This window comes from Haloglomus salinum, assembly GCF_024298825.1.
Classification (GTDB): domain Archaea; phylum Halobacteriota; class Halobacteria; order Halobacteriales; family Haloarculaceae; genus Haloglomus; species Haloglomus salinum.
On record NZ_CP101153.1, the window covers coordinates 140,057 to 156,743 of the forward strand.

General features: G+C 68.6%; 13 protein-coding genes. 4 read left to right on the forward strand and 9 right to left on the reverse strand.

The annotated features are described in order from the left end of the window. Position 1 precedes the first annotated feature (1 nt). Positions 2-2,071 (reverse strand): PrkA family serine protein kinase, encoded by a 2,070-nt coding sequence (locus NL115_RS00640; protein WP_254831305.1) that lies wholly within the window; start codon positions 2,069-2,071, stop codon positions 2-4. 486 nt (positions 2,072-2,557) lie between these two features. Between NL115_RS00640 and NL115_RS00645 the strand changes: the two genes are divergently transcribed. After that, positions 2,558-2,974, forward strand: coding sequence for a DUF5820 family protein (locus tag NL115_RS00645; RefSeq protein WP_254831306.1), 417 nt, complete (start codon positions 2,558-2,560; stop codon positions 2,972-2,974). 6 nt (positions 2,975-2,980) lie between these two features. Here NL115_RS00645 and NL115_RS00650 read toward each other — a convergent pair whose 3' ends face one another. Next, a complete protein-coding gene (locus tag NL115_RS00650; RefSeq protein ID WP_254831307.1) occupies positions 2,981-4,240 on the reverse strand; it encodes an Ig-like domain-containing protein in 1,260 nt (419 codons plus the stop codon). 106 nt (positions 4,241-4,346) lie between these two features. On the opposite strand from NL115_RS00650, the gene NL115_RS00655 reads away from it, so the two are divergent. Further along, positions 4,347-4,796 carry a UPF0179 family protein gene (locus NL115_RS00655; RefSeq protein ID WP_254831308.1) on the forward strand — a complete coding sequence of 150 codons (450 nt, stop codon included), beginning with the start codon at positions 4,347-4,349 and terminating at the stop codon, positions 4,794-4,796. A 102-nt stretch (positions 4,797-4,898) separates the two neighbouring features. Here the strand turns inward: NL115_RS00655 and NL115_RS00660 are convergent, their stop codons facing one another. From NL115_RS00660 to NL115_RS00670, 3 genes are all read right to left on the reverse strand, one after another. Further along, complete coding sequence (locus NL115_RS00660) at positions 4,899-5,726, reverse strand: M14 family metallopeptidase (protein WP_254831309.1); 828 nt, start codon at positions 5,724-5,726, stop codon at positions 4,899-4,901. Positions 5,727-5,861: 135 nt separating this feature from the next. Continuing rightward, entirely contained in the window at positions 5,862-6,059 is a 198-nt protein-coding gene (locus NL115_RS00665; RefSeq protein ID WP_254831310.1) for a hypothetical protein, read from the reverse strand. 126 nt (positions 6,060-6,185) lie between these two features. Continuing rightward, positions 6,186-7,541: a class-III pyridoxal-phosphate-dependent aminotransferase gene (locus tag NL115_RS00670; protein WP_254831311.1), complete on the reverse strand. Its 1,356-nt coding sequence runs from the start codon at positions 7,539-7,541 to the stop codon at positions 6,186-6,188. Between the two features lie 98 nt (positions 7,542-7,639). On the opposite strand from NL115_RS00670, the gene NL115_RS00675 reads away from it, so the two are divergent. After that, positions 7,640-8,863, forward strand: a complete 1,224-nt coding sequence (locus tag NL115_RS00675) for an AI-2E family transporter (protein ID WP_254831312.1) — start codon at positions 7,640-7,642, stop codon at positions 8,861-8,863. A gap of 10 nt (positions 8,864-8,873) precedes the next feature. Here the strand turns inward: NL115_RS00675 and NL115_RS00680 are convergent, their stop codons facing one another. The 3 genes from NL115_RS00680 to NL115_RS00690 form a co-directional block, all read right to left on the reverse strand. Further along, positions 8,874-9,131 carry a hypothetical protein gene (locus tag NL115_RS00680; RefSeq protein WP_254831313.1) on the reverse strand — a complete coding sequence of 86 codons (258 nt, stop codon included), beginning with the start codon at positions 9,129-9,131 and terminating at the stop codon, positions 8,874-8,876. Positions 9,132-9,199: 68 nt separating this feature from the next. Continuing rightward, a complete protein-coding gene (locus NL115_RS00685; protein ID WP_254831314.1) occupies positions 9,200-9,925 on the reverse strand; it encodes a ribosome assembly factor SBDS in 726 nt (241 codons plus the stop codon). Between the two features lie 114 nt (positions 9,926-10,039). After that, entirely contained in the window at positions 10,040-13,420 is a 3,381-nt protein-coding gene (locus tag NL115_RS00690; protein WP_254831315.1) for a S8/S53 family peptidase, read from the reverse strand. A 508-nt stretch (positions 13,421-13,928) separates the two neighbouring features. Here NL115_RS00690 and icd point away from each other — a divergent pair. Beyond that, entirely contained in the window at positions 13,929-15,188 is a 1,260-nt protein-coding gene (gene icd, locus NL115_RS00695) for an isocitrate dehydrogenase (NADP(+)) (protein ID WP_254831316.1), read from the forward strand. A gap of 717 nt (positions 15,189-15,905) precedes the next feature. Here the strand turns inward: icd and NL115_RS00700 are convergent. Further along, complete coding sequence (locus NL115_RS00700; RefSeq protein WP_254831317.1) at positions 15,906-16,631, reverse strand: metal-dependent hydrolase; 726 nt, start codon at positions 16,629-16,631, stop codon at positions 15,906-15,908. Between the last annotated feature and the right edge of the window lie 56 nt (positions 16,632-16,687).

Consider the following 16,687-nt stretch of genomic DNA (forward strand, 5'->3'; position numbering starts at 1 on the left):
GTCAGTCTTCCATCTCCGTCTTGGCGACCTCGGCACCGGCGAACTCGAGCACCTCTCTGGCCCCGTCCTCGGAGTAACCCTGGTCGGTCAGAGCCTGCACCCAGGCGGACCGCTCGTCGTCGTCCATCTCCCCGCTCGACACGAGTGCCGAGAAGTTGATGTTGTGCTTCTTGTCCTCCCAGAGCTTGCGCTCCAGGGCCCGGCGCAGCCGGTCGTTGTCCTGCGGGTCGAACGTCTCCCCCTCGCGCGCTCTGCGGCTGACCCAGTTGGCGACCTCCTGGCGGAAATCGTTCTTCCGGTCCTCCGGGATGTCGAGTTTCTCCTCGACGTCGCGCAGGAACTTCTCGTCGGGCTCCTGCTCCCGACCCGTGATCTCGTCCTCGACGGTGTCGTCGTCGATGTAGGCCATGACGTGGTCCATGTACTTCTCGCCCTGGCGCTGGATCTCGTCCAGGTCGTAGGCCAGCGCGTGGCGCACGTCCTCGATGGCGCGCTCCTTGTACTCCTCACGGACGAGTTCGAGGTAGCGGTAGTACGTCTCGAAGTTCTCCTGGGGGATGGAGCCGTGGTTCTCGAGGTTCTCCTCGAGGTGGTTGAACGTCGTGAGCGGGGAGAGGAAGCCCCGCCCCCGGTGCATCGAGTCCATGATGGCCTCGGCGATCTCGTCGCCGATGAACCGCGGCGAGACGCCGTCCATCCCCTCACCGAGGTCGGTGGTCTCCTCGGCCTCGTCGCGGAGCTTCTTCACGTCGATGTCCTCACCCTCGTCGATCTCGCCGTTGTACGCCTTCGCCTTCTGGACGACGCCGACCTGCCCGCCGTCGGGCTCGGCGATGCGCGTGAGGACGCCGAACAGCCCGGCCATCTGGAGGGTGTGGGGCTCGACGTGGATGTCGGGCACGTCGGCGTTGTGGAGCATCTTCTCGTAGATGCGGGCCTCCTCGGCGTACTGGAGAACGTACGGGAAGTCGATGCGCTTCGTGCGGTCGTTGAACGCCTCCATCTTCTCGTCGCCCTTCTTGTCCCGGTACTCGGGCATGTTCGTCCGGCCGACGATGACCTGGTCGATGTCGATGCGCGGGTTGTTCTTCGGCTTGATAGTCTGCTCCTGCGTGGCGTGCAGGAAATCGTAGAGGAACTCGCGCTGGAGCTTCAGCAGCTCCTCGCCGGAGAAGATACCGCGGTTCGCGTTACAGAACGCCCCGCTGTAGTCGAACGCCCGTGGGTCGGACTCCCCGTAGACCGCGATCTTCGAGTAGTTGACGTCCCCCGTCAGCTCCGTCTCGTCCTGGTTCTTCTTGTCCTTGGGCTCGAACGTCTCGATACCCTGGCGCTTGTTCTCGTCGGCGATGAACCGGACGATCTCGACGTGGTTGGACAGCACCCGCTCGAGGTCGTCGTCGTACTCCTCGAGCAGCCGGTCCATGTAGAACTCGCTGGCCGGGTCCAGCGACTGCTCGTTGCGGATGGTGTACGGGGCGTCCAGCGCCTCGTTCACCCGCTCGAGGACCCGGTCGCGCTGCTTCTGGGGGAGCAACACGAGCGGGTCCTGGTTCATCGGCGACCGGACCGTGTCGTCGGCCGGGTCCTGGTCGCGGATGACATCGCCCAGGTTGGTCCAGCGGAAGGTGTACATCCGGCCCTCGTCGGTGGCGGTGTAGTCCTCGTAGTAGGTCCGGACCTGCCGGTCGAACTCGGATTTCCCCGAGCCGACCGGACCGAGCAGCAGTTTGATACGCTTCTCGGGGCCCAGTCCGCGGGCACCGGATTTCACCTTGTTGACGAACTCGTGGATGGACTCGTGGACGGCCCGGCCGTAGAACGTGTTCTCGCCGTCGTTCAGCGGGTCCTCGCTGGCGAGCAGGTACTCGACGACGCCGGCGTCCTCGTCGTACTCGGTCCCGTAGTAGTCGAACATGTCCGCCACGCGCTGGTGGGCGTTGCGGGCGACGCGCGGGTGGTCGTAGACCTCGTCGAGGTACCACTCGAAGGAGTGGGTCTCCCGGAGGTCCTCGGGGATGGTATCACGGTACTCCTGGCTGAGTGCTTCGAGGCTCTCTCGTTCGCTCATGTGTTGGTCTGGGTGGTCGTCATCTCGGGGGATGGGTCACAGCCGTCGGCCCGCCGTCACGGCGGCCGCGGTCGGGGTCGACACGGAGCTGGCGCCCGCCCCCGATGCATCGACGGGGGAACCGCGGGCACGGGGGTCCGGCCCGAGGAGCGCTCGCACGGAACCGGGGATGAGTGCATCGTGGCATGAGTGGGCGTACCACACTCCGGTGCCGGCACCGACGTCACGGGGCGACGTAACGGGAAGCACGGCCGGGGCGTTCGGTGGCTCGGCGCCACCGCACTATATTAACCATGAGAGTCCTTCACTCATAAGTTTTGCCGCAATCACCCCGAGAGAACACGACCGTCCACCGCCGAAACCACACGCCGACGCGCTGGTGTGACTGACTACCAAGCCTCCAGGTGGAGTGGCCCTTATATACCTTCCGGCCCGCCGGTGTCGGAACCGCCGGACTCAGGGACACCGACGACGTACCGGCAGGCGATGACCGACGACGCGCGAGACCCCGGGACCTCGCTCGACCCGGCGACGCTCCCCGACGGCTGGCGGCTCTGGAGCGACGACGACCAGCGGACGGTCCTCGTCTATCGACCGGATATCTTCGACGGCGGGGCGTTCCCCGCACCGTGTCTGCCCACGCTGTACGTCACCCACGGACGGCGCGACCGCCGGCCCGGCGTCGAGCGCGAGGCTCCGCCGGGTGCGTCGTGGGTCGTGACGCTCTACCTCGAACCCGACGTGTCGGCCCCGGAGGAACGGTACGATACGCGGGAGGCCGCAGTGGAGGGTGCCCGCGAACTGGCCGCGCGTTTCGCACGCGGGGACGTGGACTACCGCGACCTCTATCAGGTCCCTCGCGGGGACTACTTCGACGAACTGGACCGGCTGACCGGCGAGTGACGGCCGTTACGCGAGACTGCTCCGTGCCACCGCCAGCGAGCCGTCGGCCTCGACCATCACCTGCAGGTCGTCGTCGGACTCGTCGACCTGCCAGTCCACCCGTTCCTCGCGCCCGTCCAGCACGAGTCGCGTGTCGTAGACGCCGCGCTTCGCCACGAGAGCTTCGGTCCGCCCCTTCCCGCCGGCGGCCAGCGCCACGTCGCGCTCGACGACCGTGCGGTCCCCGTCGTGGACGGCCAGGTCCAGCTGCCGGTCGGCACCGCTCCGGTTGACCCACTCGAGTCGGGCGGGCTCGGCCACGTTCTCCGACGGGTCGCTCGACTCGTACGGAAGCGAGGCCGCCTCGCACTCCCCTCTCGCCCGGTCCGGGAGGTCCTCGACGGGCCGTGTCTCGACGGAGAGCGTTCCGTCACCGGAGATGTCGACGAGTACCCCCTGCGGGTCGTCGGCGCCGGTCGCCGTTGCGAGCGTCGTCTCCGCACTCGCGTCCCGGCCCAGCGACGCCCGCACCGTGTGGGTCGCGGCCTCGCGGAGGAACGCGCCGTACCGGACGACCGAAGCCGGCGGCGAGGGCTCCCACCGTGGCGTCTCGGCCACCAGTTCCTTGTCGACCGTCGCTGTGACGCGGACCGGGTGGGACTCGCAATCCCGGTTGCGGACGACGAGCGGCCGGGGCTCGTCCAGCAGTTCCCGGCCGTACCGGCCGACGGTGCTGAACCGCGTGGTATCGCCGCGCTGGGGCGTAATACCGACGGTCGCGTGCCGGACGGTCGGGTGCGCCACGCGGACGAGCAGCAGGTCCGTCGTGATGTCGTCCGTGCCGGCGGTACCGGGGTAGCGCGCCGCGAGCGTCACCGCCTCGCCCGAGACCCGCGCCGAGACGAGTTCCAGGTCCGGCACGGAGGACGACCCGGTCTCCTGCACGCAGACGACGCTGGCGGCGTCGTAGTCGGTCTCCCGGAGGAAGGCGGGCGCCTCGCTCCCGGCCTCGCCGTCCTCCAGCGCGGTCGCGATTCGCTCACCGTGGCTCGCCTCCGTCGCTACCGCGAGGTAGAACCCACCGACCGTGCGCTGGGCGAAGGGGGCGTCCAGCCGGACGAGTTCCGGCGTGCCGTTGGCCGTGAGCGTCCCGGTGACGGTCGCCCCGGTGCCGGTCGGCGTCGACCCGGAGCCGGGCGTCGTGCCGCCGTCTCCCGGCCCGTCCGTACAGCCCGCCAGCCCGACGAGGGCGCCACCCGTGAGGGCGAGATACTGCCGTCGTTGCATGGGTGTCGGGGGGTCGCCAGCGGGCATATGCCTTCCAGAGAGTCAAGCCGCCGTTTGACCGGGTGGCGCCCGGGTGCTTTTCACCCGTCGCGGCGAACCGTCGGCCATGTCGAAGGTCACCCTCATCGGGACCCGGCTGGCCGAACCGGGGACCGAGTTCGTCTACGGCGGCGAGGCGAGCGGCTGTGCGGGCTGTCCCTACCGGAACCAGTGTCTCAACCTGACCAAGGGGCGCAAGTACCGCGTCACCGAGGTCCGCGACGGCGGGCAGACCCTGGAGTGTGCGCTGCACGATACCGGCGTCCGCGCGGTGGAGGTGGAGCCGGCCCCCATCACGGCGAACGTCGCCGCCACCTCCGCGTACGCCGGCAGCCGCGTCACGCTGGAGGGGCCCTGCCCGCACACGGAGTGCCCGAGCCACGAGTTCTGCGACCCCGACGGCGCCGAGTTCGACGAGGAGTACCGCATCGACGAGGTGCTGGGCGACCCACCACACGACCACTGTGCGCTGGGGCGGGACCTCGAACTGGTCGAGTTCGAGGCGCCCGGCGAGTGACGTGACCCGGGAGCGCCCCACCGAGTTCCCGTCCGGCACGACGGAGCCACTGGTCGGGAGGCAGGAACGGAAACGGGAGCGGGAAGACGTGGGACGACGGCATCACGCCGTCGTCTCGGTGTCGGCCTCCGCCTCGGCCTCGGGCTCGGCGTCCAGTTTCCCGACGAGTTCGCCGGTGTAGCCGAACACGTCCTCGTAGCCGTAGGCGGACATCAGAATCGGGTAGAACGGCTCGTCGGCGACGAGCTGGTCGCCGTCGACGGCCGCGAACGGCGCGTCCGCGTCCACGCGCTGGAAGTTCTCGACGAGAACCTCGTAGCGGTCGCCCCGCTGTTTGGGGATACGCCGGTGCATCCGGAAGACGGGGACCTCGCGGTTCTCGTGGGGTTCGCCCGGGAGCGCACCGACGGCGGCGAGGAACTCCCGGACCAGCCGCTCGGCGTTCTCGGCGGCCTGGTCGCTCCCCTGGAGCCCACACTCCACCTCCAGTACCTCGTCACGCTCGATGAGCCGGCCCTCGGAGAACTGCGAGGTCTCGACCAGCGCGTCGACCGAGAGGTACGGACACGCCGAGCGCGCGAGCGCGTCCACCGTGTCACAGAGCGCGAACGGCTGCGCGTAGGACTGGGTCGAGTGCATCGAGAAGACGACACAGTCGCGAAGCTCCGCCAGCAGTTCGTGGGCCAGCCGTGCCTCGTGGGTGTCGGCGTCCGGCGCACCCGGGAAGGCACGGTTGAGGTCCTCCTCGACGTAGCGGAGGTTCCGCGCCATCGCCTCCTCGTTGGCGACGATGAACTTGACCGGGCGCGCGAGGTCAGGGTCGTCCTGCAACACCGCGTCGATGGCGCGAGGGCCGCACGGCTCGTCGCCATGGATGCCACCGACCACGGCGATCTCCGGCTCACCATCGCCCAACTGCTCGACCCGCATTACACCGAGGTATCGACCCGAGCCCTATCAACGGCGCGCTTTCCGGGCGGTGTCGAGCATCGGTGGCCGTCGAGACGGAGTGGTTTCCCAGGGACTCCGGCGGGTAGTGCCGAGCCCCGTGTGTTCGCGCCCGAATCACTCCGGCTGCACGGAGAGTGTCAGTTCGAGGGCGGCGTCGCAGCTCCGACACCGCCCGGTGTCGATGACGTCCTTCAGGAGCTGCTGGCTGAAGCAGGACGGACACGAGACCGCCTTCATCGTTCCGGGGAGCCCGGCGAACGTGTTGTCCCCGTCCAGTACGAACTCCATCGACCTGCCGTCCTCCGTCGACATGTGGAACGTTGACTCACACCACGACAATGAAGCTTCGGCAGACGGACGGCGGACACGGCCGAGCGTCATACGCCGGCCGATCGCGTGAGTGTCACGCCACGTCGCGGGGCGGCTGGTCCGACCGCCTCACGCCACGTCGCGGGCCGCCTCGGCCAGCAGGTCCACGCCCAGCCGCATCTCCCGTTCGGTCGCGTCCAGCGGCGGGAGCAGCCGGAGCGTCCTGTGACCACAGCCCAGCGTCAGCAGGCCGTGCTGCATCGCGGCCGCCTGTACGTCGTCACGTCGCTGCTTGCTGTCGAACTCGACCGCGAGCAACAGGCCGAGACCGCGGATGTCGGTCACCCCCGGCAGGTCGGCGTCGGCCAGCAACTCGCGGGCCTGTCGGCCCCGCTCGGTCGCGTTGGCGAGCAGGTCGTGCTCGTGGATGGCATCCAGCGTGAGTGCGCCCTGCAGCGAGGCTGCGATGTCGCCGGCGCCCCACGTCGAGGAGAGCCGACTCCGCTCCTCGGGGAACACGTCCTCGCTGGCGACCGTCGCGCCCACGCGCAGCGCCTTCGCCGCCGTGATGACGTCCGGCTCGATGGGGTAGTGGTCGCTGGCCCACAGTTCGCCCGAACGACCCACGCCGGTCTGGATCTCGTCGGCGACGATGTGGATGTCGTGCTCGTCACAGACCGCGGCCACCTCGTCCATGAACGCGTCACTGGGGACGTGGTAGCCGCCCTCGCCCTGCACCGGTTCGAGGATGAGGAAGGCGAGTTCGTCGGCGTTGACGTGGCCCCGCTCCGGGTCGAGCATCCGGCGGAGGGTCGAGGGGTCCTCGCCGTCGGGGTCGGGGAAGAACCCGCACCCGCAGGTGGCCGGGTCACAGGAGCGGTCCCGGCAGAACGGCGCGTCGTGGACCGGGCCGACCTCGGGGAACTCGCGGCGGTACACCTCCTTCGAGCGGTTGAGCGAGAGCGTCCCCAGCGTCCGGCCGTGGAAGGCACCCTCGAAGGTGATGGCGTACTTCCCGCCGGTGTCGTCGTAGCAGATCTTCATCGCGTTCTCGACCGCCTCCGCCCCCGAGTTCGAGAGGAACACGGTGTCCATCCCGTAGTGGCTCGTCGCGTCGACGAGGCGGTCCATCAGCTCCGCCGGCCCCGGGAACTGCGGGTCGTCCGGGTCGCCAGCGGAGAGGTAGAAGTCCTGGCCGGCAATCTTGCCCGGCTCGGGCAGGTCGAACTCGGCCATCGGCTCCGTTATCTTCGGGTTCTGGTAGCCCAGCGGCGCCGCACCGACGTGGCTGGTGAAGTCCATGAGGACGTTCCCGTCGACGTCCGTGCAGAACGGGCCGTCGGCGGGGGCGGTGTGGTCCCAGACGAAGTCGTAGACGTACGTGGCTGGCGCGGCGAACGAGCGGTGGTAGTCGACCCGTGCCCTGGCCTTCTCGCCGGGCAGTTCGGCCACCTGTGGCTCCGCCCGGTCGCGGTCGAGACCCATACCCCGCGGCTACGCGAACCCGGAGCAAAAGGCTGTGGGGGCGACGGGACAGAGCCACGGTGACGGAGGTTTATGGTCGTTCCTGTGGACCGGCCGGTATGGAGGTCCCCGTATCGAAGTCCCGCGCCGCGTGGTGGGGGGGCGGTGCCGCCGTAGCGTTCCTGCTCGCCTTCGTCGCGTACTCGTTCGTCGGGACGTTCGTGCTCGCCCTCTTCGTCTACTACGGGACCCGGCCGTTCTACACCCGGTTGCGCCGGCGGTTGCGGTCGAAATCCCTCGCCGCGGCCCTGGCGCTCCTGGCGCTGGCCCTGCCGGTCCTCGTGCTCGTGACCTACGCGCTCGCCATCGGCCTGCAGGAGTTCCAGCGCTTCCGCAACACTGCCGACCTCGGCCCGCTGGAGGAGGCCGTCGCACCCTATCTGGAGCTCTCGGACGCCGTCGGCGACCCGGCCACGCTGCTGTCGGACCCGAACGCCCGTGCCGCCATCGAGAGCGCACTCGGGCCGGCGCTCGACTCGCTCGGCTTCGTCGGCAACGGCCTGCTCCACCTGTTCGTCGTCTTCGCGGCCGCCTTCTACATGCTCCGTGACGGCCCCCAGCTCACCCGCTGGGCCATCCGGCGTTTCGGGACCGAGACGGGCGTTCTCGCCGCGTTCGTCGACCACGTCGACACGGACCTCCACAGCGTCTACACGGGGAACCTGCTGAACGCCGTCTTCACGGCCGGCATCGGTGCCGTCGTCTACTCGCTGCTCAACTTCGTCGCCCCACCCGGCATCTTCATCCCCTACCCGGCGCTCATCGGGCTGCTGGCCGGTGCTGCCAGCCTCGTCCCCGTCGTCGGCATGAAACTGGTCTACGTCCCGGTGGCGATCTACCTGTTCGTCGTCGCCGGAGCCAACGACGCGCCGGTCTGGTTCCCCACCGCGTTCACCCTCCTCTCCTTGATTATCGTCGACACCATCCCGGACCTGCTGCTCCGGCCGTACGTCTCCGGGCGTAACCTCCACGTCGGCCTCGTGATGTTCGCCTACATCTTCGGCCCACTCCTCTTTGGCTGGTACGGCATCTTCCTCGGCCCGCTCCTGCTGGTCCTGACGTACCACTTCGCCGACCTCGTCCTCCCGGAACTGGTCGCCGGGAGCGCCATCCGGCCGGCCGCGGTCGACCCCGGCACCGTCCCGGACGACGACGTGACCACGGGGGCAGGCGATGGGCCCGCCGAACCGAGGGCCGATGCGGGCGAGAACGGGGAGGAGAACGGAGACGGAAGCGGAGACGGAAACGGAGACGGAGACGAAGGCGAAGGCGAAAACCGGTAGCGGGACCGTCTCACTCCAGCCGGGTCCCGTCCCGGGGACAGTACTCGTGGTCGGTCGCCCGGGTCCGGTAGCCACACTCGGGACAGGTCCGGACCGGCGGCTCCCCCCGCTCGCTCTCCGCCTCATCGCCGCCGCGGAACAGGAACGGCACGAACGGGAGGAAGAGGAACAGGAGCAGCGTGTCGAAGTAGACGTACGCGGCGACACTCACCAGCAGGCTCACCAGCAGTCCGGCGGCCGCAGTGAGGAGGCGCGAACGGCTGGGCACGCCCGGAGGGAGGGACCCCGGCCCGGAAACGGTTGCGGCTGCGACCGGGCGCCGGCGATCCGACTCGACTACCGCATCCCGATGTCGTCCTCGTCCTTGATGACGCGGACGTCGGCCTCGCCGCTTGAGACCTCGTTACAGAGCTCGTAGAACTCGTTCTGCAGGCCGGCCGGGAACTTCAGCACGCCGACCCAGCTCCCGTCGGACTGCCACTCCTCGCGCTGCAGGTCACCGAACTCCCGGACCTGCGCCTGGCCGGAGCCGGCGTGGTCCGCGGGCAACTGGACCGCCATCACGACCTCGTCGAAGCGGATGGGGATGACCGGCCGGAGCGCCTCCAGCGCGTCGTCGACCTGGTTCTCGACGGGCTCCATCGGGTCGACCTTGAACCCGGCCTGCTCCAGTGCGCGCTCGATGCGCTCGGGCGGGTGGGGTGTGTCGTCCTGCTGGGGGTTGACCGCGTTCCGGACGATGGTGTTGACGAGCTGCTTGTGCTTCTGTTCCTGCATCTCCCGGCGCTGCTCGGCCGTGATCTGGATCTCCCCGCGCTTGATGACCTCCGGGATGATCTCCATCGGATCGGTCGTCCCGAACACCTCCTCCAGCGCGTTCTCGGGCGGCCGGTCGCCACGCGAAGCGTCCTCGAACACGTCTTCGGCGGCGATGACGTCCTCGAGGTCGCCCTCGAACTCGTCGCGCTTGATGGCCAGTGCCGCGTCCGGGTCGACCAGCACCTCGAACCGCTCGCCGTGGGATTCGAGCCGGGCCGTCACGGCCTCGTCGAGTGATATCATACCGCCGGCTACGCAGGCGGACGGTTAAAAGGTGTGTCCCTGACGGCGTGGCCGTCGCTGGAGGGTGTGAGAACGAGTGGAGGGCGAGTGGGGAACGGGCGGGGACGTGGGGGGTCAGAGCGTGTCCGAGACCGTGTCGGTCGTGCCGCTCACGGTGTCGGTCGTGTCACTCACGGTGTCGGTGATGGAGCCGCCGTCGCTGCCACCCGAGGAGCCACCGCCCGAGCCACCGGTCGCGTCCGAAATCGGGTCGGTCGCGGAGGTGGGGTCGCTGGCCGTCTCGGTGGTCGTCGAGGTCGCCGAACTCGCGCTCGGCGTGACGGCGTTCTCGTTCGTCCCGCCGAAAGTGGCCCGGTCGTTCCGGACACCCTTCGACTCGGGAGCGTCGATCTCGACGGCAGCGGGCCCCAGCGTGGCCTGGCCGCCGCTCTCCTGGACCTCGACCTGGTAGTAGAACTCGCGGCTGTCGCCGTCGTCGTTGACGATATCCGCGTCGTACTCGCCGAGGTCGACGACGACGCGACCGTTCTCGGTCGTGAAGTCCTCGGCGTCGCCGGGACCCTCGACGACCGGCGTCCAGCCCTCGGGCAGGCTGTCACGGACCGTGATGGTGTCACCGTCGGACAGCTCCGTGACGTCGTCGAGCGTGACCCGCATGTCGACAGTGGAGCCGCCGATGTAGGTCTGGGTCTCGTCGGCCCGGGAGCCCACCGCGCCGAAGGTGGGCAGCTTCTCCAGCGTGAAGTTCGGGGCGAACGAGACCGTCGTCCGGGCGTCGAACCCGTTGACCAGCCCGGGGACGTTGACGAGCTTCGCGACGACCAGCAGCTTGCGCGTCTCGCCGTCACCCGACGCGGCGTCGAGCGTTCCGACGGCCGAGTCCGCCTGCTCCTGCGGGCTCTGGCTACGGCCGTCCGTGTAGACCGTGAGCTGGCTGGCACTCCCGTTCTGGATCTGGGTCTTCGCGACGACGTTCGGCTCGCCGTTGGCGGCGGGGTTCTCCGCGTCGTAGACGAACACGTCGACGTGGGGGCCGCCGGCCGCCATGCCGGCATCGGAACCCTCTAGCTCGCCGGCACCGACACGGAGGTCGAGCGACCCGCGCGGTGCCTCGATGAAGCCCGCGACCGCTCGCGAGTCCTTCGGGACGTCGAGGCCGACTTCGCCGCTGTAATTCGTGGAGACCGTCTGTCCGGGCTCGAACGAGTCGTCCGTGAGCGACCGACCGCCGCCGTACATGTTCTGCGTGACGGCGTCGATGGCGGCGTCCGGGTTCACGCGACCGTACCCCTCGAAGGGGTCGCGGTCGCCGTACTGGTACGAGGGCGCCTTGGCGCGGTGGTACGGGGCCGCGGTGAAGGCCGTCTCCGAGGCCGTCGCGAGGATGACCTGCTTCCACCGCATCACGTCCTCGAGCGTGGTGTTCTCGGGGGCCGGGAGGAGGCCGTCGTCTCCCTCGTCGAAGACATCGCCGTCCTCCATCGCGTCCGCGACGAGGCCCGCGACGCCGTTGACGAACGGGGAGGCCATCGAGGTCCCGGCCTTGCCCGTGTAGTCGCGCGGCGTCTCGTCGTCGCTGAAGTCGTCGGTGTTGGCCTTCGCGGCCTGTGCGAGGTCGGTCAGCGAGCCACCGGGTGCGGTGACGTCCGGCTTCATGTACGCCCCCTCGCCGTCCTCGTCGTTGCCACCGATACCGCCGGAGGAGTACGCGACGATGCCGTCTCGCGGGCCGGTCGCGACCACGCTGACCGCCTCGTCGGCGACCGCGGGTGCACCGTTCCCGTTGGCCGGCGTCGCGGCGTTGCCCGCCGCAGCGACCGTCATGATACCCTGCTCGGCCATCCGCTTGATGTTCGCGACGACACCGCCGTCCAGGCCCTGCCCGAAGCCGCCGAGCGGCAGGCCACCCGTGTACCCCCACGACATGTTGACCGAACGGAGGTTGAACTGCTGGGTGAACGTGTCACCGTGGTCGGCGAGCACCTGCACCGGCGCACCGAAGCCCTGCAGACCGACCAGTGACGCGTCCGGCGCGACACCGGAGTGGATGGCGACCTCTCCGTCCTCCGTACGGTCGCCGTCGCCGGCGTTGGCGACCGATTCGAGGGCGCCGACCGCGAACTCCTTGACGCGGCCGACCGTGGGGGAGGCGCCGCCGAGCTGGTCGTCGGGGTCGACCTCCACCGTCTGCTCGGGGAGGGTCTGGTTCCCGACGCTCTGCCCACCGACGCTGGCGGAGGTGCTCGGGGAGCCGGGCTGGATGCGAACCGTGTACGTCCCGGTCTTCTCGGCCGGATGCGTGACGACGTTGTTGTCGAACGCGCTGGTGTCGGAGCCGACCGCCGACTCCGCGACGACCTCGCCCCGCGGGTTCTTGATCTTGATCTCCAGGTTGTCACCGTAGGCGGAGGCGAAGACGCCCTCGCCGCTCTGGACATCGACGTACTCGACCTTCGCCATCCCCGAGAGGAGCGCCTCGGCGCTCTCGTTCTCGACGTGCCTGGTGACATCCTTGACCGTACTCGCGCGGCCGGAGCCGCCCATGATGGAGCTGACGTGGCTCCCGTGGCCGTCGGGGTCGCGGGGTTCGCTCAGCTTCCCGAAGCGGCCGGTGGGGTCGACCCAGCCGACCGTCTTGGTGTCCCCGTCCCGGTAGTCCTCCATCACGTTCTCCGAGTCTCCGAGGACTCCCCTCACCCCTCCCTTCGTGTAGAAGCCGAGGGTCTCGTCGGGCTCGGCATCCTGTCCGGGGTTGCTGTTCGGCGACTTTGAGGAGCGCACGTAGACCGTTGCCGTCGACACCGTGTTGACGTACAGTTCCGCGACGAATCGGTACTCCGTCTCGGCCTTGACCTTCGCGTCGAGGATGCGCTCCGGAACGCTCCCTGTCGCGGTCGTCGTGACTGGCTTCCACGTCGGGTCGTCCGGCGTCCCGGTGTTCTTGTCCAGCCGGAACTCCAGGTCGTTGGCGTTCTGCTGGCTCGGACTCCAGTCGAGTTCGGCGTTGACGTACCGCGTCGAGCCTGGGTTCATCGTGAACCGGACCACTTCGACCTCCTGGCCGGTCGCGAACGTCCCCGGCGTCGCCTGCGCGGTGGCCGGGAACGTATCCGGGTTGCTGACCGCGTCCTGGAGGGGGGCGTCCGGCGTGTTGATGTTCCGGATAGTCTCGTCGACCAGCTGGAGTCCGTCGTCGCCGACGATACCCCGAACACCGTTCCACGGACCCAGGTCGGGGTGCCGGGCGTCGAGTCCGGAGTCGGTCAGGCCGATGGACCGGTTGGCGTTCCCGCGGTAGCCACGGTCCCAGACCTTGACGAGTTCCTGGACACGCGGGTTGGCGAGGTCGGACAGCGCGAGCTCCGAGTGACCGGCACTCGCGCTGTTGGCCGAGGCGCCGAGCAGCCCTGCACCGGCCGCAGCGCCCGCTGCTTTGGTGAACGTTCTGCGTGACAGTTCGATTCCGTTTTCGCTGCTTGAGTCGTCCCCACTCATGCTTCACCCCGACCTTTCTACAGTATCTAAAAAGGGATTCTGACAAATCCATCCAATAATCACGCCGTCCGGTGGTTCTGCCGAAATCCATCATCCGGCTGAATCCGGCGTTATACAACAATAGAGCGTATTTAACGCCGTCTCACTATGGTTCGGATTTCGTTTGGACGATTGGATTGGACCCCTGGATGGCTGGACGACTGGATGGACACTGGCACCGGCAGCGACGGACGCGTGTGGACGGACGGTGGACGGGAGACGGCGGACGGCGGACGGTGGACGGCCGACAGCGGACGGAGGACAGCGGACGACCCTGTACGGTTCCACCCACGGCCCCGAGACGTGACAGGTCACCGGTTGAACCACACGGCTACGAGGGCCCGTGCCACACCAGGGAACGGGGGAATACCCCTCGAAACCCGTGGCTGTCCGGGTCGTTCATGGTCGTTCGTGGCGTTGAGACGGCGAGAGCGGTACTAATTTGTCCCGACCCTTCGTTGCGCCGGCTATGTCATACGACAAGGTGGAAGTTCCTGCCGACGGGTCGCGGATCGAGGTGGACGACAACGACGAGTTCGTCGTCCCCGACGACCCGGTCATCCCCATCATCTACGGGGACGGTATCGGAGTAGACGTCGGCCCGGCAGCCCAGAAGGTACTGCAGGCCGCCGCGAACGCGACCGGCCGCGAGATCAACTGGATGCGTGTCTACGCTGGCGAGTCTGCCCGCGAGAAGTACGACGAGAACCTGCCCGAGGACACGCTGGAGGCGATGCGCGAGTTCAAGGTCTCCATCAAGGGGCCGCTGACGACGCCGGTCGGCGCCGGCTTCCGCTCGCTGAACGTCGCGCTCCGGAAGAAACTCGACCTCTACACCAACGTCCGACCGACCTACCACCTCGACGGCGTCCCCTCGCCGGTGAAGGCGCCCGAGCAGATGGACATGGTCACCTTCCGCGAGAACACGGAGGACGTCTACGCTGGCATCGAGTGGGAGGCCGGCACCGAGGAGGTCGAGCAGGTCCGCGAGTTCATCGAGGAGGAGATGGGCTACGACTCGACCATCCACGACGGCCCGGTCGGCATCGGCATCAAGCCCATCACGGAGTTCGGCACGAAGCGGCTGGTCCGCAACGCCATCGACTACGCCCTCGAGCGCGACCGCGATTCGGTCACGCTGGTCCACAAGGGGAACATCATGAAGTTCACCGAGGGCGCGTTCCGCGACTGGGGCTACGAGGTCGCCGAAGAGGAGTACGGCGAGGAGGTCATCACGGAGGACACGCTCTGGAACGAGCGCGACGGCGAGCCGCCCGAGGACGCCATCGTCGTCAACGACCGCATCGCGGACAACATGCTCCAGCAGATTCTCACGCGCACGGACCAGTACGACGTGCTCGCGATGCCGAACCTGAACGGCGACTACCTGAGCGACGCCTGTGGCGCCCAGATCGGCGGCCTCGGCATCGCGCCGGGTGCCAACCTCGGCGACGGCCGGATGCTGGCCGAACCCGTGCACGGGAGCGCCCCGAAGTACGCCGGGCAGGACAAGGTCAACCCCTCCGCGCTCATCCTCTCGGGCCGCATCATGCTCGAGCAGATGGGCTGGCTCGACGCCGCCGACCTCGTGCGTGACGCGGTCGAGGCGACCATCTCGGCCGGCGAGGTCACCTACGACATCCACCGCCAGATCGACGGCGGCGAGAAGCTCGCCTGCAGCGAGTACGCGGCGCGGGTGGCCGAGCGCATCCACGAGATGGCCGAGTAAGTCGCAGACAGAGGGAATTCGGACCTTTTATCGATTATTATCTGATTATTTCTGTCATATCCGCAATATCTCTGGGAGAACCGTTGACCTCTCGCGGCCGCAGGGAACGGGGACGCAGGCTCACGAACGACGACCCACGGACACCACTCCCCGGAAACCGACCTGATGTGACCACGGCAGCGCCGGCACGGCGCTGCCGACGTAGCCGTGTTGGTCAGTCGGGCTCGTGAGCCTCACACCTCCCCAGCCGCCTGCAGTGCTCGCTGGCGCTGCGCGCTTCGGCCCTCGCGCGCTTAGAGCCGGCAGCCCCGCCACCTGTGCGAGCGAGCTGAACTCGCTCGCGGGCTCCGGGGCTGCCGCCAGCGCGCACCGGGTGGACTGACGGGGACGCGCGCCCCCGATAATCCACGGGCCGGGAGCGCGTGGTGAGCGCGAGCGAACCCGCGCGACGCGGGGAAGGGCAGGGCTGCCCGAGCCGCCACGGACCACGGGGAGCCGTCGCCAGCGCCCGCGGGCGCTGGCGTGGTCACAGCAGGCCGGCTGTCGTGGCCGGTGCTGTGCGGCGATATGGTTCACTACTGAATGACGCGAGACACCCCGCATCAGGTCGGCTTCGTCGTCGCAGGGGTGACGCGAGAGCGCGAGGATATGGGCGAAAGTCCCGTCACAACAGCGCGAGAACCCCACCGAAAAATCAGAACCGTCCGAACGCGGCCGTTACTCAAGCGTGAAGCTCTCGTCGCCCCCGAGGACGTGCACGTCAGCATCCGACCCCGTCGCCTTGACCTCCTTCACGAAGTCGTCCGTGTCGATCTCGATGGGCGGGAAGGTGTCGTAGTGCATCGGGAACGCGTGGTCGACGTCGAGCCAGTCGACGGCGATGGCGGCCTGCGTCGGGCCCATGGTGAAGTGGTCGCCGACCGGGACGGCGGCGGCATCCGGCTCCAGGTACGGGCCGATGACGTCTTTCATCTCGCTCATCAGGCCCGTGTCGCCGGCGTGGTAGAACGCCGTGGAGTCGGGGTCGGCCTCCTGGGTCGGCTTCGTGTCGCTGATGACGAAGCCCGTCGGCATGCCGAGGTCGTACTCGTAGCCGGTCATCGCGCCGTTGGTGTGGTCGGCCCGATGCATCGTGACGAAGGCGTCGCCGCACTCGACGGTGCCGCCGATGTTCATCCCCATCCCGCCGACAGCCTCGTCGATGCCGAGTTCGGCCTCGGCGTACGCCGCGAGTTCGGGCACCGCGACGAGCGTGCTGTCGGCGAACTCCCCGGCGTGGGCGATGTGGTCCTCGTGCGCGTGCGTGAGGAGGAGGTAGTCCGGGTCGTCCACGTCGCTCGGGTCGAGCGAGGTCTGCGGGTTCCCGAAGAACGGGTCGATGAGGAGGCTCGTGTCACCGACCTGTACGTGCCAGCAGGAGTGTCCGTGCCAGGTGAGTTCCATGACACGAGCGGTTACTCGCGGCTCCGTCTTAACGGTTCAGGGAGAGGCCGTCACCG